Raw genomic sequence first — 21,913 nt, forward strand, 5'->3', positions numbered from 1 at the left:
ATGCGCACTCTCACGGCTGCCACCACTCTGGCGGTCGTCTTCAGCTCGGCCGCACTGGCCGCCACTCCGGCGTTCGCCGACTCCAGCAAAATCCTGCCGGTCCGGCAGACCGGTGACATCGTCGTCGACGGCGTCCACCAGCAGGTCTTCGTCAGCGATCCACTGAACGGCAAGATCGTCGTCACGGACTACGCCGGCAACGTCGTCAAGCAGCTCACCACCAACCTCTCCGGCGTCAGCGGCCTGGAGCTGTCCGCCGACTCCGGCACGCTCTACGCGGCCGTGCAGGACCTGGACTCCATCGCCGTCATCGACACCGCCACCGATGCCGAGACCACGCGGTACACGGTCGGCGACAAGCCGCTGAGCCTCGCGCTGGCGGGCGGCAGGCTGTGGTTCGGCTACGGCGGCGCGGCCGAGGGCGACATCGGCTCCGTCGACCTGACGAGCGAGCAGCACGAGGTCACGCTCGGCCAGGACGGCGACTGGTACTCGGCGCCGCTGCTGGACGCCGCTCCCGGCTCGAACGTCCTGGTCGCGGGCGCGATCGGGCAGAGCCCGGTCGAACTGGCCTCGTACGACGTCTCGTCGGGCACCGCCACCAGGCTGGCGAGCACCCGTGAGGCCGGCAGCAACCTCGGCGACCTGCAGGTCACCCCCGACGGCAAGGACGTCGTGGTGGCCAGCGGTGCGCCGTACTACCAGCAGGTGTTCCGGACCTCCGACCTCAACGAGGACGGCAAGTACGTCACGGACGCCTACCCGAACTCCGTCGCCATCGCCCCCGACGGCACCATCGCCGCGGGCATCGACGGCTCGTACGAACCGGACGTCTACGTCTTCCGGCCGGGCAACGGCGAGGCGGTCCGCACCTACGACTTCCCCAACACCGGTCACACCAGCGGCTCCGACCTGCTGGCGGACGGCGGCCTGGCCTGGACGCCGGACGGCTCGCGGCTGTTCGCCGTGACCTCCAACAGCGAGGGCGTGTACTCGCTGCGCGTGCTGACCGCGCCCACCAAGGCGGTCACCACCGTCACGGTGGACGCCCCCGCCACCGCGGCCCGCGCCAAGAAGCTCACCGTCAAGGGCCGGGCCACCGCCAAGGCGGCGCTGCCCGCCGGCACGAGACTGACCGTCACCCGCACCGACCTGGACTCGCCGAAGGGCAAGGCGCTCGCCTCGGTCACCACCAAGGCGGACGGCACCTTCTCCTTCGCCGACACCCCGCCGGCCGGCGGCAAGGTGAAGTACACGGTGGCCTACGCCGGTGACGCCGACCGTACAGCGGCCTCCGGCTCGGACACCGTCTCCGTCTCACGTGCCAAGCCGTCACTCAAGATCAACAACAACGGCAAGGTCTACGCGTACGGCAAGGACGTGAAGTTCACGGCCCACCTCGGGACGACCCACAAGAACCGCACGGTGGAGATCTGGGCCGACCCGTTCGGCTCGGACAAGCCGAACAAGCTGGTGAAGTCCGGCAAGGTCGACTCCCACGGCGACCTGTCGGTCACCCTGGACCTGAAGCGGGACACCAAGGTCACCGCGAAGTTCTCCGGCGACGCGCGCTACACGTCCGCATCGGCGTCCGCGACGGTCGGCGCCCAGGTGAGCGTCTCCACGTCGGTCGGCAACCACTACAAGTCGAAGTACACGTGGAACCACACGTACTACTTCTTCCACAAGAACAAGAACCCGCTGATCACGACCAAGATGCCGTACTACCAGGGCCGCAAGCAGAAGCTGGAGTTCGAGGTCTACTACCAGGGCCGCTGGTACCCGAGCGAACCGGCCTACTTCGCGCTGGGCCGCGACGGCGTCTCCCGGGTGCAGATCACCGGCAACCACGGCCAGGACGTCGGCTGGCACTTCCGGATCCGCTCGTCGTACGTCAACAGCGCCTCCGGTGACACCGTGAACTCCACGACGCACGGCGCCTGGAAGTACTTCACCTTCACCCGCTGAGGCCACCGGGGCCTACCGGTCCTGGAGCTGCCGCAGCTGCCGCTGGACGTTCTCCAGCGCGCCGTCGTGGCGCCCCGGCACCCTGAGTCGCAACTCCGCGAGCGCGGGCCCGATCTCCCGGGCCCGCGCCGCGTCTTCGATACGGCCCCACTGGTGGTGCGCGCGGTCCACGGCCGACTCCACCGCGGGCGCGTCCGGGGCCTGCCCCGCGGCCAGCCGCACCCCGGCGACCCCCATCCAGGCCCGGCAGCTGCGCGCCGCGTCCCCCGCGAACATCGCCAGGTCGGCCCGGACCTCCGTCCAGTGCAGGGCGTCCTCGGAGGCGGGTCCGTGCGCCCGGGCGGCGGTCAGCTCGTGCCGGGCGGCCAGCGCGTCGGCCTCGGCGTGCCGCCCGGCCTGCACGGCGGCACTGATGGCGGCGTGGGGCTCCTTCACCGGCGGGAGCGGAGCCGGCACGCCCGGTGCGGGGCGCGGCGGCACGGCCGGTACGGCGGGAAGCGGCACGGCGGGCACGGCGGGAAGCGGCACGGCGGGGGGAAGCGACGGGGACGGTACCGGGGGAAGCGATGAGGCCGGTGCCTGGACGGGCGTGCCGGTGAAGGGCGGGACGTCCGGGGTGCGCGGGCGGGGCGGCGCCGCACGGTACGGCGGGCCGGGCGCGAAGCCCCCGGCACTCGCCAGCACCAGGTGCCGCCCCGTGTCCGACCCGGGGATGCGCGCCAGCGCACGCTCGTGCAACTCGGCGAGCGGCGGCCGGTGCCCGCTGCGCAGCAGCGTCGCCACGGCCTTCATGTACGACGGCTCGGCGGAGCCTCGCCGGCCCGGCGCCGCGGGGGCGACGCGACCGTAGACGGCGGTGGTGGGACCGCAGTCGAGCCCGCGCTCGGCGACGTGGCCCCAGGCCTCCGGGTCCGCGTGCAGGTCCACGACGAGCGCGGTCCGGGCCGCGGAGCGCAGCCGCAGCTCCTCGCGGATCCAGTGCCAGGGCAGCGCGGTGTAGCGGACGGTGGCCGCGGTGGTGCGCGCCAGCGCCAGGTGCGGCAGCCGCTGGCGGCGGTCCAGCTGGAGCTGGCCGGCGAGATACACGGTGAGCGGCCCGGGGGCGGCCGCGGCGGCGCGCAGCCGGGTCAGGACGGCCTGCGGCTCCAGTGGGTCGGCGAGTTCCACCACGTTGGCCGTGTCGGTGCCGGACAGCACGGCGGGGGCGACGGCGGCCAGCACCGGCAGCACACCGGCCGCGTCCACCAGGCGCCCCCGGCCCAGCGGCGACGCCGCGATCAGCAGCACGGTTCCGGGCATCGGTCCTCCCCCTGTAGCCCCGGTCGGATACGGCGGACCCGTCAGGTCCGCAGACCCCGTCGGATACGGCGGACCCGTCAGGTCCGCAGACCCGCCGGATCCGTGGACCAGCCGGATCCATCGACCCTGTTGATCCGCTCTCCAGCCAGCACCGTAGCCGCTGCTGCCGCGAAGCCGCGCCTCAGGTGCGCAAACGTCCCCCTTCGGGGGCTTCGCCCGTCGTCTTCGTCATCCGCCGTACGGCGAACGCCGTGGTGTCGTCGTCCAGCCGGCCCCCGCAGTGCCGCAGGACGTCGTCGCGGACCCGGCGGACCAGGCGCCGGGGTTCGGCCCCGCGCGGGTCGGCCATGACCGCGCGGTCGATCTCGCGGGCCAGTGGGTAGAAGCAGCCGGGCGCGTCGCGGGCCTCGGTCACCCCGTCGGTGACCAGCAGCAGCGTCTCGTCGGCGGTGAGCGGCACGCGGTGCACGGGGGGCACGCCGTCCGCCAGCTCGGCGAAGCCGAGCGGGACCCCGTCGCCGCTGGGCAGCTCGCGCACCCCGTGCGGGCCGACGGCGAGCGGCGGTTCGTGACCGAAGTTGACGACCTCGATCATGCCGGGGGTGTCCCCGGGGAAGCCGATCAGGACGGCGGTGGCGAAGCGGTCGCCGTCGTCCCTGCCGAGCGCGGTGGTGTGCAGACGGTGCCGGAGCATCCGTGTCTCCAGGCGTTCGGCGACGGTCACCAGGTCCGCCTCGTGGTACCCGGCCTCGCGGAAGGTGCCGAGCAGCGCGGCGGCGGTCTCCACCGCGCCGAGGCCCTTGCCCTGCACGTCGCCGACGAGGACGCGGGCACCGTGCGGGCTGGGCTGGATGTCGTAGAAGTCGCCGCCGACCCGGGCGTCCTCGTCGGCGGCGAGGTACACCCCCGCGTGCTCCAGCCCGGCCCAGCGCGACGGCAGCGGGCGCAGCACGGTACGGCGGGTGGTCTCGGCGATGTCCTGGATGTGCAGGGTCTGCCGCTCCCGGCGCACCCGCACGGCGGCGGCCAGCGTGGCCAGCAGACCACCGACGGCCACCAGGACGAAGTCGGCGAATCCGGCCCGGTACTGGTCGGGCCAGGCGCTGTCGACGGCGACGTAGGTCACCACCGAGACGACGCTGAAGGCGGCCGTCGTCCACACTCCGCAGATCGCGGCGGCGGTACCGGGGACCAGGACGATCCAGGAGACGATCCGGAACTGCTCCCCGGTGTTGAAGTCGGCCAGCGCGATGCCGACGAGCAGCAGCAGGGGCACCAGCCAGGCGAAGTTCCGCCCGTGCGCTCGCCACCCCTGGCGCCGCCGCCCGTACTCCATCTCGGTCACGGCGGGCAGCCCTCCATGCCCCTCAGCCAAACACGGGAGACACCGGCCCGCATCCGGGCACTCGTCACCCTCCTGGCCGACTTGCCAGGCCGTGCCCCCCGGGTGTGCCCTGGAGACCGGGGGCAAGGAGCGGAAGGAGTGCTCTCATGGCTCAAGCGGCACCCGCGCCCGGCGGAATGTCCCGGCCCGGCCGTACGCCCGAGGCGGAGGGCCGGGCGACCGACGTGCGCGGCCGCACGCCCGACGTCTTCGACGCCCGTACCCACAAGATGGCCCGGATCGGCGTGCCGGTGGTGCTGGGCCTCGTCTACGGCTACTGGGTCGCGGCCAACACCCGCGCGGGCGGCCCCGTCACCGGCTGGAACCTGCTGCTGGGATTCGTCAGCGCGCTGGTGTTCGCGATCGTGTGCATGGCGCTGCTGGTCCTGGCCCCGCGGATGCGGCGGGAGGTGCACGCGCTGCTGTGGACGGCTTTCGTCGGCTGCGCCTTCGGCTTCATCTACAGCCAGACCGACGCGTCGGTCCTCAGGTCGGTGGTGATGTCGCTGCTGGTGTCGGCGGCCACGTTCATCGCCTTCTTCTACCGCTACTACACCCGCGAGGACGCGTTCGGCCGCCGGACCCGCTGAGCGTGACGGTGTGCGCGTGGGCCCCGGCCGCTGCGGCCGGGGCCCACGCACTCCCCTGTCCATCCCTCCCCACCGGCCTCCCCAGCACCAGGAAACACCCGTTCGGTCGAAGCCTCCACCGGAGGGCGGAATGCCCGCTTCCGCCACCGGGGCGCAGCCGGGCGGCCGCCGGTCGGCTGGGATTTCCGCCCGAACGCAGTCCCCCGGCTCGCGCGCCGGCCTCCGGCACCGTTGCCTTGAAGCGTGCCCCCACGCCTAAGGAGCGCCCTGTCGGCCGTACTGATCACCCTGTCCTGCCTCCTCGTGCCGTTCGGCGCGCTGGCGGCCTGGGCGGCGTACGCGCTCGCCGACACGGGCCGCTACGTCACCGCGATGGCCCCGCTGGCCGCCGACCCGGACGTCCGGGAGGCGGTGGCGGACACCGTCGGTGACGGCATCCTGCGCGCGGTGGACCAGCACCTGGACGTGCACCCGCTGCGCGACTCCGTCCGCCCCTTCGTGCACGACGCGGTGCGCTCCTTCACCCAGACGCAGGCGTTCCGGCTGGCCTGGGACACCGGCAACCGGGTCACGCACGACGCGGTCCTGCGCGCCCTGCGCGATGAGGACGAGCGTGCCGTCACCGTCGACTTCGCCCCCGTCACCGCCCAGGTCAAGCGCCAGCTCACCCTCGACCACGTGCCGCTCGCCCAGCGCATACCGGTGGAGCACACCTCGGTCGCCGTGCTGCCCGCGGGTGAACTGGTCGCCCTCCGGAAGGGTTTCCACGTGCTCGAAGTCGCCGGGTTCTGGCTGCCGGTGGCGGCCGTCGCGTTCGCCACCACCGGGATCGCGCTGGCCGTGCGCCGCCGCCGGGCGGTCGCCGCGACCGCGCTGGGCACCGCCCTCGGCGGTGCCCTGCTCGTCCTGGCCCTGGCCGTCGGCCGCAGCCTGACCCTCGCCGACCTGCCCGCCGACGCGCCCCACCCGGCCGTGGGCGCCGTCTACGACGCGCTCACCGGCACCCTGCGCACGGCGGCCTGGGTACTGCTCGGCCTCGGTCTCACGGTGGCCCTGACCGCCTGGCTCACCCGGTACCTGCGGCCGAAGCGGCCCCTGGTCCGCCTCGTGCGACGCCGGCGAGGGTCCGCAGAGCCCGCGTCAGCTCCGGCTCAGGCACGGACGCGAGCCCGAGTCTGACCGCGTCCGGCGTCCGGCTCGGGTCGACCGAGAAGGCCGTACCGGGCGTGACCGCGATCCCGTGGGCCTGCGCGGCGGCCGTGAAGGTGTCGGCCCGCCACGGCGCCGGCAGCTCCCACCAGGCGAAGCAGGCCGCCGGATCGGACCGTACGGCGAAGGCGGCCAGTTCCTCGGCCACCAGTCGCTGCCGGCGCCGGGCGTCCGCGCGCTTGGCCGCCACCAGCCGGTCCACGGTCCCGTCCCCGATCCACCGCACGGAGGCCTCGAGCGCGAACCCGCCCGCGCCCCACCCACCGGACCGGACGGCCCGCGCCACCGCCGCGACGCGCTCCTGCGGTACGACGGCGAAACCGATCGTCAGACCGGGCGCGACCCGCTTGGACAGCCCGTCGACGAGGTGCACGAGCCCCGGGGCGAGCGCGGCGAGCGGTGGTGTGCCGCCCGGGTGCAGGAAGGACCAGACGCGGTCCTCGACCACCGGTGTCCCCAGGCTGTGGACGACGTCGGCCAGTTGTGCCAGCCGGCCCGCGCCCGTCGTACGCGCGGTCGGGTTGTGCAGGGTCGGCTGGAGGTAGAGGGCGGACAGGGGGGCGGCGCGGTGGGCGGCGGCCACGGCCCCGGGCAGCGGCCCCTCCTCGTCCGTGGCGAGCGGGACGAGGGTGATGCCCAGACGGCCGGCGATCTCCTTGACCAGCGGATACGTCAGCGGTTCCACACCCACCCGGCCACCGGGCCGGACCAGGGAGGCGAGGGTCGCGGCGATCGCCTGCCGGGCGTTGCCGGTGAACAGGATGCGCGCCGCGACGGACCGCAGGCCCCCCTGGGCCAGCAGGGAGGCCACCGCCTCCCGGGCCGCCGGGGTGCCCGCGGCCGCGGCCGGCCGCAGCGCCTGCTCCAGCGCGTCCGGCCGCAACAGGGGTGCGACGGACGCGGCCAGCAGCTCCGACTGCCCCTCGGCCACGGGGTAGTTGAGTTCCAGGTTCACCGGTGCGGCGCCCGCCGCCTCGGTCAGCGCGTGCCCCGGCTGCCGGTCCGGCTCGGTGGCCCGAACGAACGTGCCGCGCCCGACCTCGCCCACCACCAGTCCCCGGCGGACGAGTTCGCCGTACACCCGGCCGGCCGTCGACGGTGCGATCCCGTGCCGCCGGGCGAACGCCCGTTGCGGCGGCAGCCGTTGCCCCGGCTGGAGCCGCCCGCCACCGATGTCGTCGGCGATCCGGTCGGCGATGCGCCGGTAGTCGTCCACCTGCCCCCCTCCCGTGCCGTGCCCTCGATTGCACCGAGAGCAAAGATCTTATTGCACCGAGTAGTTGGGGCGCCTAGGGTCGATCACATGCCTCCCTTCCTCGCATACGAGGACAAAGACCCCGGAATGTCCGGCCGGGTTCCGCTCGTCCTCGTCCACGGCCACCCCTTCGACCGCACGATGTGGCAGCCGCAACTGGCGGAGTTCTCCACGCACCGCCGGGTGGTCGCCCCCGACCTGCGCGGCTACGGCGCCTCGCCCGTCACCCCCGGCACGGTCCCGCTCTCCCGTCACGCCGAGGACCTCGCCGGACTCCTGGACCTGCTGGGAGTGGACTCGTTCGTCCTCGCCGGCCTGTCCATGGGCGGCCAGATCGCCATGGAGTGCCACGACCGATTCGGCGACCGGATCCGCGGCCTCGTCCTCGCCGACACCTTCCCGGCGGCGGAGACCCCCGAAGGCAGGAGGGGCCGCAACGCGATGGCCGACCGGCTGCTCGCCGAAGGCATGCGAGGCTACGCCGACGAGGTGCTGGAACGGATGGTCGCCCCCTACGCACATCCCGACGTCAGGGCCCATGTCCACCGCATGATGACGGCCACCTCCCCGGAGGGCGCCGCCGCGGCCCTGCGCGGCCGGGCCGAACGCCCCGACTACCGCGCCCTGCTGACCCGGGTGCGGGTGCCCGCCCTGGTGGTGGTCGGCGCCGACGACACCTACACCCCCGTCCGGGACGCCGAGGAGATGCACGCGGCCCTGCCCGACTCCCGGCTGCACGTCGTCGACGGCGCCGCCCATCTGCCCAACCTGGAGCGGCCCGAGGAGTTCAACCGGGCGCTGAGCGATTTCCTGACCCTTGTGGACGGGCGACCGTAGGCTCGCGTCCGTGACCCGCCACCGCCGACTCGGATCCGCCGCCTCGGCCGCCGTGAGCGAGGCCGTCGGTGGACGGACGACCGTAGGCTCGTCGTCATGACCCGACAGCGCGGACCCGGTGCCTGGGCCGCGGGGCCGGCGCTGGCCGCCGTGAGCGTGGTGGTCGGTTGCCGGGTGGCCGGCACCGACGGCATCACGCCGGTCCCCCAGCTCCTCGCGTTCCTGCCCTGGCTGCTCGCGCCGACCGGCTTCGCCCTGCTCTGCGCGCTGCTCGCCCGCTGGTGGGCCGGCCTGGTCTGGGGCGTCGCCGTGCTCGGCCTGCTCGCCTGGTACCTGGAGCCGTACGGCACGGCCGGCGAGCCCGGCGGACCGCCGCTCGCCGCCTTCCGCGTACTCACCTCGAACGTCGAGTTCGGGCGCGGCACCCCCGCCCTGGTGCCGGTCATCCGCGACCGGCATCCGGACGTGGTGTTCGTCGAGGAGTGCGAGCACACCTGCCGGGCCACCCTCGAGCGCGACTTCGCGCACACCCACCCCTACCGGAGGGCGGTGCGCGCGGCCGGCTCCCACGGCTCCCTCATCCTCAGCCGGTTCCCGCTGGCGCCGGCCGCGGGCGTCCCCGGCACCATGGGCATGCCCGGCGCCGTAGCCGACGTCCACGGCCACGCCGTACGCCTCCAGCTCGCCCACCCCATGCCGCCGCTGCCGGGCCAGGTCGGCCTGTGGCGCCGCGAACTCGGCAGGCTGCACGCCTTCGCGGCCGGCCGCGAGGACACCCCCACCGTCCTGGCCGGCGACTTCAACGCCTCCCAGGACCACGCGGCCTTCCGCCACGTCCTGGACACCGGGCTGGTCGACGCCGCCCGCCTCGCCGGCCACGCCCGCACCGCCAGCTGGCCCGCGCGCACCGCCTCGGTCGTCGGCACCCAGATCGACCACGTCCTGGTCTCCCGGGACTTCACCGCGACCGGCGTCCACTTCCTGCGCGTAACCGGCAGCGACCACCGCGCCCTCGTCGCCGATCTCATGCTCCACCAGCGCGGATGAGCGACGGCGGGCCGAAGCCGGCCCGCACCGTGCCGCCGGATGGACCGGCACGGAACCGCCATAATGGGCGCATGTCCCGCGAGTTCCCCATCGGCCTCACCCCTCCCGACTGGCTGGTCCGGAACCTCCAACCGCAGCAGGCTCCCGTCAACCGGGCCGCCGTCGCCCGCGCCGCCGTCGCCATGAGCCTCCCGCTGGCGGTCGGCCTCGCCGCCGGCCGCCCGGCCTACGGGGCGCTCGCCTCCATGGGCGCCCTGTCCGGCGTCATCGGCGACACCGCCGACGCCTACCGCATGCGCATCCTCAACATCGCCGTCCCGCAGCTCTTCGGCGCGGTCGGCGTGACGTTCGGCACGCTGGTGTACGGGCGGGGCTGGTACGCGGTCGTCGCGGTCACCGGGGTGGCGCTGCTGTCCGGCATGGTCTCGACGATCGGTGCCGTCGCCTCGGTCTCCGGCCTGCTCCTGCTCCTGAACTGCGTGGTCGGCGCCGGCCTTCCGCTGCCGCACCCCTGGTGGCTGGCGCCGGTGCTGATGACCGGCGGCGGCCTGCTGGTCCTGCTGCTCGCGCTGCTGGCCTGGCCGTTGCGCTCGGGCATCCCCGAACGCGCCGCGGTCGCCGCCACCTACCGCACGGTCGCGGCCCTCCTCGGCGTCGCCGGCACGGACCGCACCGAGGAGTACGACGAGGCCCGCCGCGCCGTCACCCAGTCCCTGAACCAGTCTTACGACCTGATCCTGGGCCGGCGCGCCCGCCAGCACGGCCGCAGCCCCGACGGCACCCGGCTGCTGGCCCAGCTGAACGCGATCACCCCGGTGGTCGAGGCGGCTCCCGCGGCCCACCTGGCGGCCCGCCCGCTGCCCCCGCAGATCTCCCGGGCGATGCACCACCTGGCCGACGCCGTGGGGGCGGGCCGCACGGACCCGATCGCCCTGGACCTCCCCCTCCCCACGACGGAGACGGCCCGGGCGGTGGACCACGCCCTGCGCCACGCGGCCGAGGTGGTCACGGCCCCCGACGTGGACCCCCGGGGCATCGACGACCGCCTGGGCCGTCCGGCCGCCCTCGGCATCCGTACGGCCCGCGCGGCCCGGAGCGTCGTGCTCTCGGCGAACTCCTGGCGCTACGGCCTGCGCCTCGCGCTCTGCATCGGCATCGCCCAGGCCCTCGTCTCCCTGGTCCCGGTCGCCCGTTCCTACTGGGTCGCCCTGACCATCACCTTCGTCATGAAGCCGGACTTCGGCTCGGTCTTCTCCCGCGCCCTGCTGCGCGCGCTCGGCACGGTGGCCGGTCTGGTGATCGCGGCGGTGGTCCTGGCGGAGGTGCCACTGGGACGCTGGGACGTGCCGGCCATGCTGGTGCTGGCCCCGCTGATCCCGGCGCTGACCCCCCGGGGCTACGGCTTCCAGACGGCGGCCATCACCCCCGTGATCCTCCTCCTGTCCGACATCCTCAACCACCAGGGCACGGCCCTGCTGCTGCCCCGGCTGGCCGACTCGCTCCTCGGCTGCGCGATCGCCCTGACCGCCGGCTATCTGCTGTGGCCGGAGAGCTGGCACACCCGCGTCGGGGACCGCCTCGCCGACGCGGTCGCGGACACGGCGGCCTATGTGGAGGCGGCGTTCGGCACGGGCGGCGACCCGAGCGTCCGGGCCCACATGCGGCGCCGCCTCTACCGCGACCTCTCCGTCATCCGCACCGAGTTCCAGCGGGCACTGACCGAACCCCCGCCCACCGGGCGGCGCGCGGCCGCCTGGTGGCCGCTGGTCGTCGCGGTGGAGCGGATCGTCGACGCCACGACGGCGGCCCGGGTCCGTGTCCGGCACGGCGCCCCGTCCCCGTCCGCGGGTGAGATCGCCCAGCTCGGACTGCAGTTGCACGAGCTGTCGGAGGGGGTACGCAGCGCGGAGACCCTGATCGCCGTCCGCACGGATCTCACGGGTCCCGCCGGCAGCGTTCTGGAGCCTCTTCGGCAGGAAGTGGCGGCGGCCCGGTCGATCGCTTCCCCACACTGAGCGCTTCGCTAACCTTACGTGTCCGTCCTGGCCAGGGATTAACGGGCACCAACTCACGCGAAGGGTTGCGCACATGGGCATTCTCACTCTCCTGCGGAACGCATTCGGCCGCTCACGCAAGGCACGAGCCACCGAGGCGGAGGGTGCGGACCGACTCCCCACGCAGCCCCCGGCCTCCCAGCCTGCGGCCTCGGAACCGGCCATCACCACCCTCCGGATCACGGAGCCGGCAGCCGTCGAGCCCCGGCCCGCGGAGCCCGCGTCCACCGGCACCGAGGTCCCCGAGGCTCCGGCGGCCAAGACCCCGATCACCCAGCGGACGGCCTCCCCCGAGCCCCGCACCGCGGCCCCGGAGACGCCGGCCTCCCGCACCCCCGACATCCCCGAGCCCCGCCAGGCGTCCCCCGGCGAACACGACCTGGTGACAGCGGCCTTCGAAAACGTCAAGGTCCCCCGCCCCGCAGAACCGAGGGAAGCCCAGCAGGAGACCCAGCCGACGACGGAACCGAAGGCCGAACCGCACGCACAGACCGAGAACGCACAGCCGCACCCGCAGCCGGACCACCCGGCCGAGTCCGAGCCCGAGCCGCCCGCTCAGGCCGAGCCGGAGCCGCCCGCTGAGACGGAAGCGAAGCCGGTGGCCGAGGCGGAGGTGGAGACATACGTCACACCCGAGGCGGAAGCAGAGCCCCAGGCCGAGGCCCAGGCCGAGGCCCAGGCCGAGGCCCAGGCCAAGCCCCAGGCCGAACCGGAGGCCGAGTCAGAGGCAGAGGCATCGGCATCGGCATCGGCTGAGCCGCTGGCGGCGACCGAGCCGGAGACCAAGGCTCAGGCCGAGCCGGAGGCCGAGCCGGTCGTGGAGGCCGCCGCGGCGGCGGAGACGACGGACCCGCAAGCCGCCGACGGCGAGGAAGCCCGGCAGGGGCCACCCGCACCCGAGGAAGAGACCCGCACGGGTGGTGCGGGTGAGAACACGGACGCCGAAGGCGAAGCCGAGGCGGACACGGCCCCCGAGCCGCAGGCAACCCGTACGGGTGGGAACACGGACGCCGAAGGCGAAGCCGAGGCGGACACGCACCCGGAGCCGCCGGCACAACCGCTGAAGCCCGCCACCACCCTCGCCGCCGTCAAGTCCCGCACCCCCTCCCTGGCCGCCGCCTACAAGGCCGCCACCACCACCCTCAGGAAGACCGACCTCACCGGCACCCGAGCGAAGCTCTACCTCGTACTCGACCGCTCCGCGAGCATGCGGCCGTACTACAAGGACGGCTCCGCCCAGGCCCTCGCCGACCAGACCCTCGCACTCGCGGCCCACCTGGACCCGGAGGCCACGGTCCACGTCGTCCTGTTCTCCACCGAGGTGGACGGCACCACCGACCTGACCCTCACCCCGGACCACGAGACGAAGATCGACGACACCCACGCCGCCCTCGGCCGCATGGGCCGCACCAGCTACCACGCCGCCGTGGAGGCGGTGACCGCCCACTACGAGAAGTACTGCGCCGACCACGCGGCCCCCGCCGCCCCCGCCCTCGTGGTCTTCCAGACCGACGGCGCCCCGGACGCGAAGACCCCGGCGACCCAGGCGCTCACCGCGGCCGCGGCGGCGCACCCCGGTCTCTTCTTCTCCTTCGTCGCCTTCGGAGAGCACGACAACAAGGCCTTCGACTACCTCCGCAGGCTGAAGACCGGAAACGCGGCCTTCTTCCACGCGGGCCCGACCCCCCGCGAGCTGACGGACGCCGAGCTGTACGAGGGCGTACTCGCCTCCTGGCGCCCGTGACGGGAAAACCGTAGCGAGCGACCATAACGGACCGTCGGCGATCACAACCGACCGTCACCACCCCCGGCCGCCCCTTCCCACCCTGCAAAACGGGAAGCGGGCGGCCCACCCGTCTCGGCTACCATTTCAAGGTTCGTAAAACAACCCGACCTGGGAGCAGCCCGCGATGGCTCGACACCTCATCACCAGCGCCCTTCCGTACATCAACGGGATCAAGCACCTGGGCAACATGGTGGGGTCCATGCTCCCGGCGGACGTGTACTCCCGCTACCTGCGCCAGCGCGGCCACGACGTGCTGTACATCTGCGCCACCGACGAGCACGGCACCCCCGCCGAACTGGCCGCCAAGGAGCAGGGCCTCGCGGTGGACGAGTTCTGCGCGCAGGCCCACGACGCCCAGAAGGCGGTCTACGACGGCTTCGCGCTGGCCTTCGACTACTTCGGCCGCAGCTCCTCCCCGCAGAACCGCGAGATCACCCAGCACTTCGCCCGGAAGCTGAACGAGAACGGCTTCATCGAGGAGCGGGCGATCCGCCAGGTCTACTCCCCGGCCGACGGCCGCTTCCTCCCGGACCGCTATGTCGAGGGCACCTGCCCCCACTGCGGTTACGACAAGGCACGCGGCGACCAGTGCGAGAACTGCACCCGTGTCCTGGACCCGACCGACCTGATCGACCCGCGCTCGGCGATCTCCGGCTCCACGGACCTGGAGGTCCGCGAGACCAAGCACCTCTTCCTGCTGCAGTCGAAGCTGCAGCACGAGGTCGAGGAGTGGGTGTCCCGGCACGAGGAGGACTGGCCGCAGCTCGCCTCCTCCATCGCCCGCAAGTGGCTGACCGAGGGTCTGCACGACCGCGCGATCACCCGCGACCTGGACTGGGGCGTGCCGGTTCCCGCGGACACCTGGCCGGAGCTGGCCGCCGAGGGCAAGGTCTTCTACGTCTGGTTCGACGCCCCGATCGAGTACATCGGCGCCACGAAGGAGTGGGCCGACGCCACCGGCGGTGACTGGAAGTCGTGGTGGTACGACGTCGACACGGACGTCCGCTACACGGAGTTCATGGCCAAGGACAACGTCCCCTTCCACACCGTGATGTTCCCGGCAACCGAGCTGGGCGTGCGCGAACCGTGGAAGAAGGTCGACTACGTCAAGGCGTTCAACTGGCTGACGTACTACGGCGGCAAGTTCTCCACCTCGCAGAAGCGGGGCGTCTTCACCGACCAGGCCCTCGCCATCCTGCCCGCCGACTACTGGCGCTACTTCCTCATCGCCAACGCCCCCGAGTCGGACGACTCGTCCTTCACCTGGGAGCACTTCACCGCCACGGTGAACAAGGACCTGGCCGACACCCTCGGCAATTTCGTCAACCGCGTGCTGTCCTTCAGCAAGAAGCGCTTCGGCGAGGAGGTCCCGGCCGGCGGTGAGCCCGGCGCGGCGGAGGCGAAGCTCGGCGAGGAGATCGCGTCGCTCCTCGCGGAGTACGAGTCGCAGATGGAGTCCCTCCAGTTCCGCAAGGCCGCGGCGGCCCTGCGCGCCCTGTGGTCGGCCGGCAACTCCTACCTGGAGGAGAAGGCCCCCTGGCTGGAGATCAAGACCGACAAGGACGGCGCGGCCCTCACGCTGCGCACGGCGATGAACCTGATCCACCTGTACGCGGTGGTCTCCGAGCCCCTGATCCCGGCCACCGCGGCGGCGATGCGCGGCACCTTCGAGCTGGCGGACGACACCGCCGCCTGGGTCGGCACGGCCGAGGCGAAGGCCCTGGCCTCGGTCCCGGCCGGCACCCCGTTCACGGTCCCGCCGGTGCTGTTCGCCAAGCTGACGGACGAGGACCTGGCGACGTACAAGGACCGCTTCGGCGGCGAGGAAGGCTGAGAGAGCAAGCCTCGTCATGGCGTACTACGTGACCACCCCGGTCTACTACGTCAACGACGCACCCCACCTCGGCCACGCGTACACCACCGTGGCCGGGGACGTGCTCGCCCGCTGGCACCGCCTGCGCGGCGAGCACGTGTGGTTCCTGACCGGCACCGACGAGCACGGGCAGAAGGTCCTGCGCACGGCGGAGGCGGCCGGGGTCTCTCCGCAGGATTGGGCCGACCGGCTCGTGTCCGAGTCCTGGCGGCCGCTCTGGGACCACCTGGACATCACCGCCGACGATTTCATCCGCACCACGGAGGACCGGCACACCGCCCGGGTCCAGGAGTTCGTCCAGGACCTGTACGACAAGGGACGGATCTACAAGGGCGGGTACGAGGGCCCGTACTGCGTGGGCTGCGAGGAGTACAAGCTGCCCGGCGAACTCCTGGACGGCGACGGTGAGTTCGCGGGGCAGAAGCTGTGCCCGATCCATCGCAGGCCGGTGGAGATCCTCAGCGAGGAGAACTACTTCTTCCGGTTGAGCGAGTACGGCGACCGGCTCCTCGCGCACTACGCCGCCCACCCGGAGTTCATCCAGCCCGAGTCGGCACGCAACGAGGTCGTGAACTTCGTCCGCCGGGGCCTGACCGACCTCTCCATCTCCCGCTCGACCTTCGACTGGGGTGTCCCGGTGCCCTGGGACGACGAGCACGTCGTCTACGTCTGGGCCGACGCGCTCCTCAACTACGCCACGGCCGTCGGCTACAACGAGAACCCGGAGAAGTTCGCGGCCACCTTCCCAGCCGATGTGCACCTCGTCGGCAAGGACATCCTCCGTTTCCACGCGGTCATCTGGCCCGCGATGCTGATGGCGCAGGGTCTTCCGCTGCCCAGACGGATCGCGGCCAACGGCTGGCTGCTGGTCGGCGGCGAGAAGATGTCCAAGTCCAACCTGACCGGCATCAAGCCGCAGGACCTCACTGCGCATTTCGGCGTGGACGCCTACCGCTGGTACTTCCTGCGTGCCATCGCCTTCGGCCAGGACGGCTCCTTCTCCTGGGAGGACTTCACCGCCCGCTACACCAGCGAACTCGCCAACGGCTACGGCAATCTGACCTCCCGGGTGGTGGCCATGGTCGGCCGGTACTTCGGCGGGGCCCTGCCGGAGGCCACGGCCGTCGGCGAGGCGGAGAGCGCCGTCCACGCGGGCCTGACGCGGGCGGTCGCGGAGGCGGACCGGCGCATCGGCGACGAACTCGACTTCCAGGGCGGCATCCTGGCCGTCTTCGACTTCGTCAGGCAGGTCAACGGCTATCTCACCGAGCAGGAACCGTGGCGGGTCGCCAAGGACGAGTCCCCCGTGGGCAGGGCCCGGCTGGCCACCGTCCTCTACACCGCGGCGGAGGCCCTCCGCGCCGTAGCCGTCCTGCTGTACCCGGTCATGCCGGAGTCCTCTCGGAGGCTGTGGGAGTCGCTGGCCGCCGAACCGGCGCTCGGCCCCCTGGCCGGCCAGCGGCTCGCGCAGACCGCGGAGTGGGGCAGGCTCCCGGCCGGTGCGACGCTGACCCGGGGCGCGGTGCTCTTCCCCCGCCTGGGAGACCTGCCGACCGGGTGACCGGGAGGCCCGCCGAGCGGGTGGCCAGGGGCGGCAGAGCGCCGGATCGCGCGTTCCGGCCGGCGCGGGGCGCGCGCGTAGGCCGCTTCCGGTCTGGCAGAGTACCGGTGTCGTGAACCTTCCCGAACCTCACCGGCGGCTCCTCGCGGACGTCGTCACGGCAGGCGGCCCGCACGGGCTGGTCCTCGCCGGTGGATACGCCCTTCAGGCCCACGGTCTGCTGGAGCGGCCGCACGCCGACCTCGACTTCGCCACCGAGAGTTCCGAGGCGATGGACCGGATCGCCGGTGCCGTCGGTGCCGCCCTGGAGTCACGCGGCCGGCAGGTGCGCGTCGGGCCCGTCAGCGTCCGCACCGCGCAGCTGACCGTCACGGACCCGCCGAGCGGCGAGTCCTGTGCCCTCACGCTGCACCGGGAGGCCTTCTGGCAGCCGCCCGACCTCACCGGGTACGGCCCGGCCCTCTCGCTCGAGGACGCCGTCGGCACGAAGATCCGCGCGCTGTACGACCGGGGCGCCGCCGTCGACCTCATCGACGCCCGGGCCGCCGCCGCCCGCTTCCCCCTGCCCGGCCTGGAGGAACTGGGCCGCCGGCACGCCTACGACCCGTTCGACCTGCCCACCCTCCAGTCGCGGCTGACTGGCACGGACTTCTACGCCGACAGGGAGTTCGTGCGGTACGGGCTGGACGAGCCGCGGATCACCGCACTGCGCGCCTGGGCCCAGCACTGGTCCGACGACATCGCCGAGCGGCTGCTGGAGGACGGCGCCCCGCCGGACGACGAGCCCGATCCCGGCACCGGGGAGTGAAAACTTCGCCGACGCCGACGCCGACGGCAGGCGGCAGGGCCCGGAACCGACGTCGGTTCCGGGCCCTTCTCCGTCCGTCCGTGGGCTACTTCGGCTGCGGCTTGCGGATGGTCAGGTGCAGCTCGCGCAGGCGGGACTCGTCCAGCTCGGTCGGGGCGCCCATCATCAGGTCCTGGGCGTTGCCGTTGAGCGGGAAGGAGATCGTCTCGCGGATGTTGGGCTCGTCCGCCAGAAGCATCACGATGCGGTCCACACCGGGGGCGATGCCGCCGTGCGGCGGGGCGCCGAAGCGGAACGCGCGCAGCATGCCCGCGAACTTCTCCTCGACGGTCTCACGGTCGTAGCCAGCGATCTCGAAGGCCTTGAGCATGATGTCCGGCTCGTGGTTCCGGATCGCACCGGAGGACAGCTCGACGCCGTTGCAGACGATGTCGTACTGCCAGCCCAGGATGTCCAGCGGGTCCTGCGTCTCCAGGGCCTCCAGACCGCCCTGCGGCATCGAGAACGGGTTGTGCGAGAAGTCGATCGCGCCGGTCTCCTCGTCCTTCTCGTACATCGGGAAGTCGACGATCCAGCAGAAGCGGAAGACGCCGTCCTCGAACTGGCCGGCCCGCTTGGCGGCCTCGACCCGGACCGCGCCCATGATCTTCGAGACCTCGTCGTACTCGCCCGCGCCGAAGAAGACGGCGTGGCCGGGGGCCAGGGACAGGCGCTTGGTCAGCTCGGCGACGTTCGCCTCGGTGAGGAACTTCGCGATCGGGCCGCTCAGCGAGCCGTCCTCGGCCACGCGCACCCAGGCCAGGCCCTTGGCGCCCTGCTCGACGGCGTACTCACCGAGCTGGTCGAAGAACTTGCGGGGCTGCGCGGAGACGTCCGGCACCGCCAGCGCGCGCACGTGCTTGCCCGCGAACGCCTTGAACTCCGACCCCTCGAAGACGTCGGTGATGTCCACCAGCTCCAGCTTGGCGCGCAGGTCCGGCTTGTCGGAGCCGTACTTCGCCATCGCCTCGCGGAACGGGATGCGCGGGAACGGAGAGGTGACGTGACGGCCGCCGCCGAACTCCTCGAACAGCTCCGTCATCAGCTTCTCGATCGGCTGGAAGACGTCCTCCTGCTCGACGAAGGACATCTCCACGTCGAGCTGGTAGAACTCGCCGGGCGAGCGGTCCGCGCGGGCGTCCTCGTCGCGGAAGCAGGGCGCGATCTGGAAGTAGCGGTCGAAGCCGGAGATCATCAGCAGCTGCTTGAACTGCTGCGGGGCCTGCGGCAGCGCGTAGAAGCGGCCCGGGTGCACCCGGGAGGGGACCACGTAGTCGCGGGCGCCCTCGGGGGAGGTGGCGGACAGGATCGGCGTCGCCATCTCGTTGAAGCCCATGGCCGCCATCTTGTGCCGGATCGCGGAGATCACGGCCGTACGCAGCATGATGTTGCGGTGCATGCGCTCGCGGCGCAGGTCCAGGAAGCGGTACTCCAGGCGCCGCTCCTCGTTGACCCCGTCCTCGGCGTTGATCGTGAAGGGCAGCGGGGCGGCCGCGCCGAGCAGCTCGGCCTCGGCGACCTCGACCTCCACCTCACCGGTGGGCAGGTCCGGGTTCACGTTCTCGGTTCCACGTGAAACGACGCGGCCGTCGATGCGGACCGTGGACTCCTTGGAGATCTTGTCCAGGGCCTCGTACGCGGGGGTGCCGGGGCGGGCGACCAGCTGCGTGATGCCGTAGTGGTCGCGCAGATCGATGAAGAGGATGCCGCCCAGGTCGCGCCGATTGTGCAGCCAGCCACTCAGCCGGACGTCGGCACCGACGTCAGAGGCGCGGAGCTGGCCGCAGGTGTGGGACCTGTACCGATGCATCGTCGTTCATCGTCCTTCGTGGTGGGGTTCTCTCCGGCCGGCTTCGCGGACCGGCCGGAACGGGCACGGAGCCCGGACCCGTCAAGGGTACCGGGCACCCCACGATCGGCTCCCCACCATTACCGCCCGCCCGTCCACGGTGGCGGGTATCGATCGGATCTTCTTAAAGTAGGGCAATGCGTACAGGCGAGCCCCTGCCGTCCGTCGGTGACGTCCTCGCCGCCCTCGCGACCGGGCTGTGGCACTGGGACACCGCCACCGGGCTGGTCACCGTCGACGCGGAGGCGGCGCGGCTGCTCGGGCTGCCCGCGGAGCAGACGACCCTCACCGAGACCCAGACCCGCGCCCGGCTCCACCCGGAGGACTGGAACGAGATCACCGGCGTCGTGCCGCTGGCGGTCGACGAGGGCACACTCGCCGAGGTGCGGATCCGGATCATGGACGAGCGCGGCGGAGTGGTCCGGGTCGTCCGCAGCCGTTCGAAGCCCTCCTTCGACCCGGACCGCAGGGCGTACGAGCTGATCGGCACCCTCCAGGAGGTCACCGAGCCCGCCCCGGGGACGGCGGCCGCGCGCAACGCGGTCACCGGGGACTGGCGGCGCTCCCGTGAGGCGTTCCTGCTGGACGCCGGCCGGGCCCTGGCGGAGGCCCGGTCCACGGCCGAGGTGCTGCGGGTGGCGGGCGGTCTGTCGATGCCCGGCTTCTCCCCCGACGGGCTGGTGGTGTTCGGGGTGGAGGGCGGCTGGCTGACGATCACCGGGCACCACGGGCACCAGCCCGGTGACATCCGGCCCTTCTCCGACATGCCGCTGGCCGCCGACTATCCGGCGGCCGAGGTGGTGCGCACCGGACGCGCGGTCTACCTGTCCTCGCCGGAGCAGTACGAGAGCCGCTATCCGGCGACCTGGCCGCTCGTCCGGCCCTTCGGCCGGCACTCCTGGGCCTTCCTGCCGCTGACCGCGGCCGGTCGGACGATGGGTGCCTGGATGGCGGCCTTCACCTATCCCGTGGCGTTCACCCCGGACGAGCGGGCGGTCCTGACGACGGTGGCCCGGATGCTCGCCCAGGCCCTGTTCCGGGCCGGCGCCGAGGAGACCGAGCGGGAGCTGACCGAGGGCCTGCAGCGGTCCATGCTGCCGTCGCTGGGCCCGGAGATCCCCGGGATGCGGGTGGCCGCCCGCTACATCCCGACCGGCGGCGGCCTGCAGGTGGGCGGCGACTGGTACGACATGATCCCGCTGCCCACCGGCCGCTTCGCACTGGTCATCGGCGACGTCCAGGGCCACGACGTCCGCGCGGCCGGCCTCATGGGACAGCTGCGCATCGCGCTGCGCGCCTACGCCTCCGAGGGGCACCGGCCGGACGCGGTCCTCTCGCGTGCCTCCCGGTTCCTGCACGGCATCACGCACGGCTCGGCGGACGACCACCTCTCCGACCACCTCTCCGACCACCTCTCCGACCTCCGGTTCGCGACCTGCGTGTACGTGGAGGCCGACCCGGCGACCGGGATGCTCGAGGTCGCCCGTGCCGGGCACCCGGACCCGGCGATCCGGATGGCCGACGGCACGGTGATGATGCGGCCCACGGCGGGCGGGCTGCCGCTGGGCATCGACCCGGACGCGGACTACCCGACGACCCGGTTCGCCCTCGAACCCGGCGAGACGATGATGCTCTGCACCGATGGTCTGATCGAGACCGGCGGGCACGACATGGCGAGCGGCTGGCAGCGGTTGCGCGCGGTCCTGGAGGGCCACCGGGGGGACGTGGAGACGCTCGCCGACGCGCTGGTGCAGGCGGTGCACGGACCGTCCTCGCACCACACCACCGGTCGGCTGGCCGACCGACGCGAGGACGACATCGCGCTGCTGCTGCTGTGCCGGCCGGGTGAGGGCTGCGGCTGCGGCGCCGCCGTGGCCGCGCCGCCCAAGGTACGGCGCACGCTGCTGTCGGTGGCGCAGGACGAGCCGGAGCGGATCGCCGAGGCCCGCCAGCACCTGCGGGAGCTGCTGCACGACTGGGTCTGCGCCGAGCAGATCGACTCCGCGGTGCTCCTCGTCTCCGAGGTGGTCACCAACGTCCTCGTCCACACCGACGCGGACGCGCTGCTGCTCGCCGAGGTCGGGGGGCATCCCGACGGACGGCGGCTGCGGGTGGAGGTCACCGACTCGGGCGACGACCTCCCCCACAAGCGCCGACCCGGCGAACTGGCCTCCTCCGGCCGCGGCCTGATGCTGATCGAACTCCTGGCGGACGCGTGGGGCGTGGAACCCCGGGGCCGCGGCAAGAGCATCTGGTTCGAACTCCACGAGCCCGGCGGCCCGGGGGGAGTGCCCGACGGTCCGGGCGGGGTGCCCGGCGGCCCGAGAGGGGTGCCCGACGGTCCGGGCGGGGTG

14 protein-coding genes and 1 pseudogene are annotated in these 21,913 nt (G+C 73.0%); 11 read left to right on the plus strand and 4 right to left on the minus strand.

All coding sequences use genetic code 11. From position 1 onward, the window contains the following. Window positions 1–1,968 carry an Ig-like domain repeat protein gene (locus tag ACGFT2_RS24285; RefSeq protein ID WP_393281714.1) on the plus strand — a complete coding sequence of 656 codons (1,968 nt, stop codon included), beginning with the start codon at window positions 1–3 and terminating at the stop codon, window positions 1,966–1,968. Window positions 1,969–1,980: 12 nt separating this feature from the next. Here ACGFT2_RS24285 and ACGFT2_RS24290 read toward each other — a convergent pair whose 3' ends face one another. Both ACGFT2_RS24290 and ACGFT2_RS24295 read right to left on the minus strand, forming a co-directional pair. Then, a complete protein-coding gene (locus tag ACGFT2_RS24290) occupies window positions 1,981–3,267 on the minus strand; it encodes a hypothetical protein (protein ID WP_393281715.1) in 1,287 nt (428 codons plus the stop codon). 181 nt (window positions 3,268–3,448) lie between these two features. Continuing rightward, window positions 3,449–4,603 carry a PP2C family protein-serine/threonine phosphatase gene (locus tag ACGFT2_RS24295; protein WP_393282192.1) on the minus strand — a complete coding sequence of 385 codons (1,155 nt, stop codon included), beginning with the start codon at window positions 4,601–4,603 and terminating at the stop codon, window positions 3,449–3,451. Window positions 4,604–4,758: 155 nt separating this feature from the next. Between ACGFT2_RS24295 and ACGFT2_RS24300 the strand changes: the two genes are divergently transcribed. Next, entirely contained in the window at window positions 4,759–5,241 is a 483-nt protein-coding gene (locus tag ACGFT2_RS24300) for a hypothetical protein (RefSeq protein WP_393281717.1), read from the plus strand. 243 nt (window positions 5,242–5,484) lie between these two features. Continuing rightward, window positions 5,485–6,420, plus strand: a complete 936-nt coding sequence (locus tag ACGFT2_RS24305) for a hypothetical protein (protein ID WP_393281718.1) — start codon at window positions 5,485–5,487, stop codon at window positions 6,418–6,420. Here ACGFT2_RS24305 and ACGFT2_RS24310 read toward each other — a convergent pair. Next, window positions 6,308–7,666 (minus strand): PLP-dependent aminotransferase family protein, encoded by a 1,359-nt coding sequence (locus ACGFT2_RS24310; RefSeq protein ID WP_393281720.1) that lies wholly within the window; start codon window positions 7,664–7,666, stop codon window positions 6,308–6,310. The genes ACGFT2_RS24305 and ACGFT2_RS24310 overlap by 113 nt on opposite strands. Before the next feature lie 87 nt (window positions 7,667–7,753). Between ACGFT2_RS24310 and ACGFT2_RS24315 the strand changes: the two genes are divergently transcribed. The 7 genes from ACGFT2_RS24315 to ACGFT2_RS24345 all read left to right on the plus strand — a co-directional run bounded on the left by ACGFT2_RS24315 (window position 7,754) and on the right by ACGFT2_RS24345 (window position 17,671). Continuing rightward, entirely contained in the window at window positions 7,754–8,542 is a 789-nt protein-coding gene (locus tag ACGFT2_RS24315) for an alpha/beta fold hydrolase (protein WP_393281721.1), read from the plus strand. Window positions 8,543–8,638: 96 nt separating this feature from the next. After that, complete coding sequence (locus ACGFT2_RS24320) at window positions 8,639–9,589, plus strand: endonuclease/exonuclease/phosphatase family protein (RefSeq protein WP_393281723.1); 951 nt, start codon at window positions 8,639–8,641, stop codon at window positions 9,587–9,589. A 71-nt stretch (window positions 9,590–9,660) separates the two neighbouring features. Beyond that, window positions 9,661–11,604 carry an FUSC family protein gene (locus ACGFT2_RS24325; RefSeq protein WP_393281725.1) on the plus strand — a complete coding sequence of 648 codons (1,944 nt, stop codon included), beginning with the start codon at window positions 9,661–9,663 and terminating at the stop codon, window positions 11,602–11,604. 73 nt (window positions 11,605–11,677) lie between these two features. Then, window positions 11,678–13,387, plus strand: a complete 1,710-nt coding sequence (locus ACGFT2_RS24330) for a VWA domain-containing protein (protein WP_393281726.1) — start codon at window positions 11,678–11,680, stop codon at window positions 13,385–13,387. A gap of 166 nt (window positions 13,388–13,553) precedes the next feature. Next, window positions 13,554–15,263: a methionine--tRNA ligase gene (gene metG, locus ACGFT2_RS24335; RefSeq protein ID WP_393281728.1), complete on the plus strand. Its 1,710-nt coding sequence runs from the start codon at window positions 13,554–13,556 to the stop codon at window positions 15,261–15,263. 16 nt (window positions 15,264–15,279) lie between these two features. Next, on the plus strand, window positions 15,280–16,863 hold the full coding sequence (gene metG / locus ACGFT2_RS24340; protein WP_393281730.1) for a methionine--tRNA ligase: 1,584 nt from the start codon (window positions 15,280–15,282) through the stop codon (window positions 16,861–16,863). A 112-nt stretch (window positions 16,864–16,975) separates the two neighbouring features. Further along, window positions 16,976–17,671: a nucleotidyl transferase AbiEii/AbiGii toxin family protein gene (locus ACGFT2_RS24345; protein ID WP_393281732.1), complete on the plus strand. Its 696-nt coding sequence runs from the start codon at window positions 16,976–16,978 to the stop codon at window positions 17,669–17,671. Window positions 17,672–17,756: 85 nt separating this feature from the next. Here ACGFT2_RS24345 and aspS read toward each other — a convergent pair whose 3' ends face one another. Further along, a complete protein-coding gene (gene aspS / locus ACGFT2_RS24350; RefSeq protein WP_393281734.1) occupies window positions 17,757–19,520 on the minus strand; it encodes an aspartate--tRNA ligase in 1,764 nt (587 codons plus the stop codon). 176 nt (window positions 19,521–19,696) lie between these two features. Here aspS and ACGFT2_RS24355 point away from each other — a divergent pair. After that, window positions 19,697–21,871 (plus strand): annotated as a pseudogene (locus ACGFT2_RS24355) (SpoIIE family protein phosphatase); the annotation flags it as partial. Window positions 21,872–21,913: the final 42 nt, after the last annotated feature.

The sequence above is a fragment of the Streptomyces sp. NPDC048514 genome, from assembly GCF_043199955.1.
Classification (GTDB): domain Bacteria; phylum Actinomycetota; class Actinomycetes; order Streptomycetales; family Streptomycetaceae; genus Streptomyces.

Excerpts from the sequence above, each read along its gene's own strand:
- aspS (WP_393281734.1), bottom strand. The coding sequence starts at position 19,520 with ATGCATCGGTACAGGTCCCACACCTGCGGCCAGCTCCGCGCCTCTGAC.
- ACGFT2_RS24290 (WP_393281715.1), bottom strand. The coding sequence starts at position 3,267 with ATGCCCGGAACCGTGCTGCTGATCGCGGCGTCGCCGCTGGGCCGGGGG.
- ACGFT2_RS24295 (WP_393282192.1), bottom strand. The coding sequence starts at position 4,603 with ATGGAGTACGGGCGGCGGCGCCAGGGGTGGCGAGCGCACGGGCGGAAC.
- ACGFT2_RS24285 (WP_393281714.1), top strand. The coding sequence starts at position 1 with ATGCGCACTCTCACGGCTGCCACCACTCTGGCGGTCGTCTTCAGCTCG.
- ACGFT2_RS24320 (WP_393281723.1), top strand. The coding sequence starts at position 8,639 with ATGACCCGACAGCGCGGACCCGGTGCCTGGGCCGCGGGGCCGGCGCTG.
- metG (WP_393281728.1), top strand. The coding sequence starts at position 13,554 with ATGGCTCGACACCTCATCACCAGCGCCCTTCCGTACATCAACGGGATC.
- ACGFT2_RS24300 (WP_393281717.1), top strand. The coding sequence starts at position 4,759 with ATGGCTCAAGCGGCACCCGCGCCCGGCGGAATGTCCCGGCCCGGCCGT.
- ACGFT2_RS24325 (WP_393281725.1), top strand. The coding sequence starts at position 9,661 with ATGTCCCGCGAGTTCCCCATCGGCCTCACCCCTCCCGACTGGCTGGTC.
- ACGFT2_RS24315 (WP_393281721.1), top strand. The coding sequence starts at position 7,754 with ATGCCTCCCTTCCTCGCATACGAGGACAAAGACCCCGGAATGTCCGGC.
- ACGFT2_RS24330 (WP_393281726.1), top strand. The coding sequence starts at position 11,678 with ATGGGCATTCTCACTCTCCTGCGGAACGCATTCGGCCGCTCACGCAAG.
- metG (WP_393281730.1), top strand. The coding sequence starts at position 15,280 with ATGGCGTACTACGTGACCACCCCGGTCTACTACGTCAACGACGCACCC.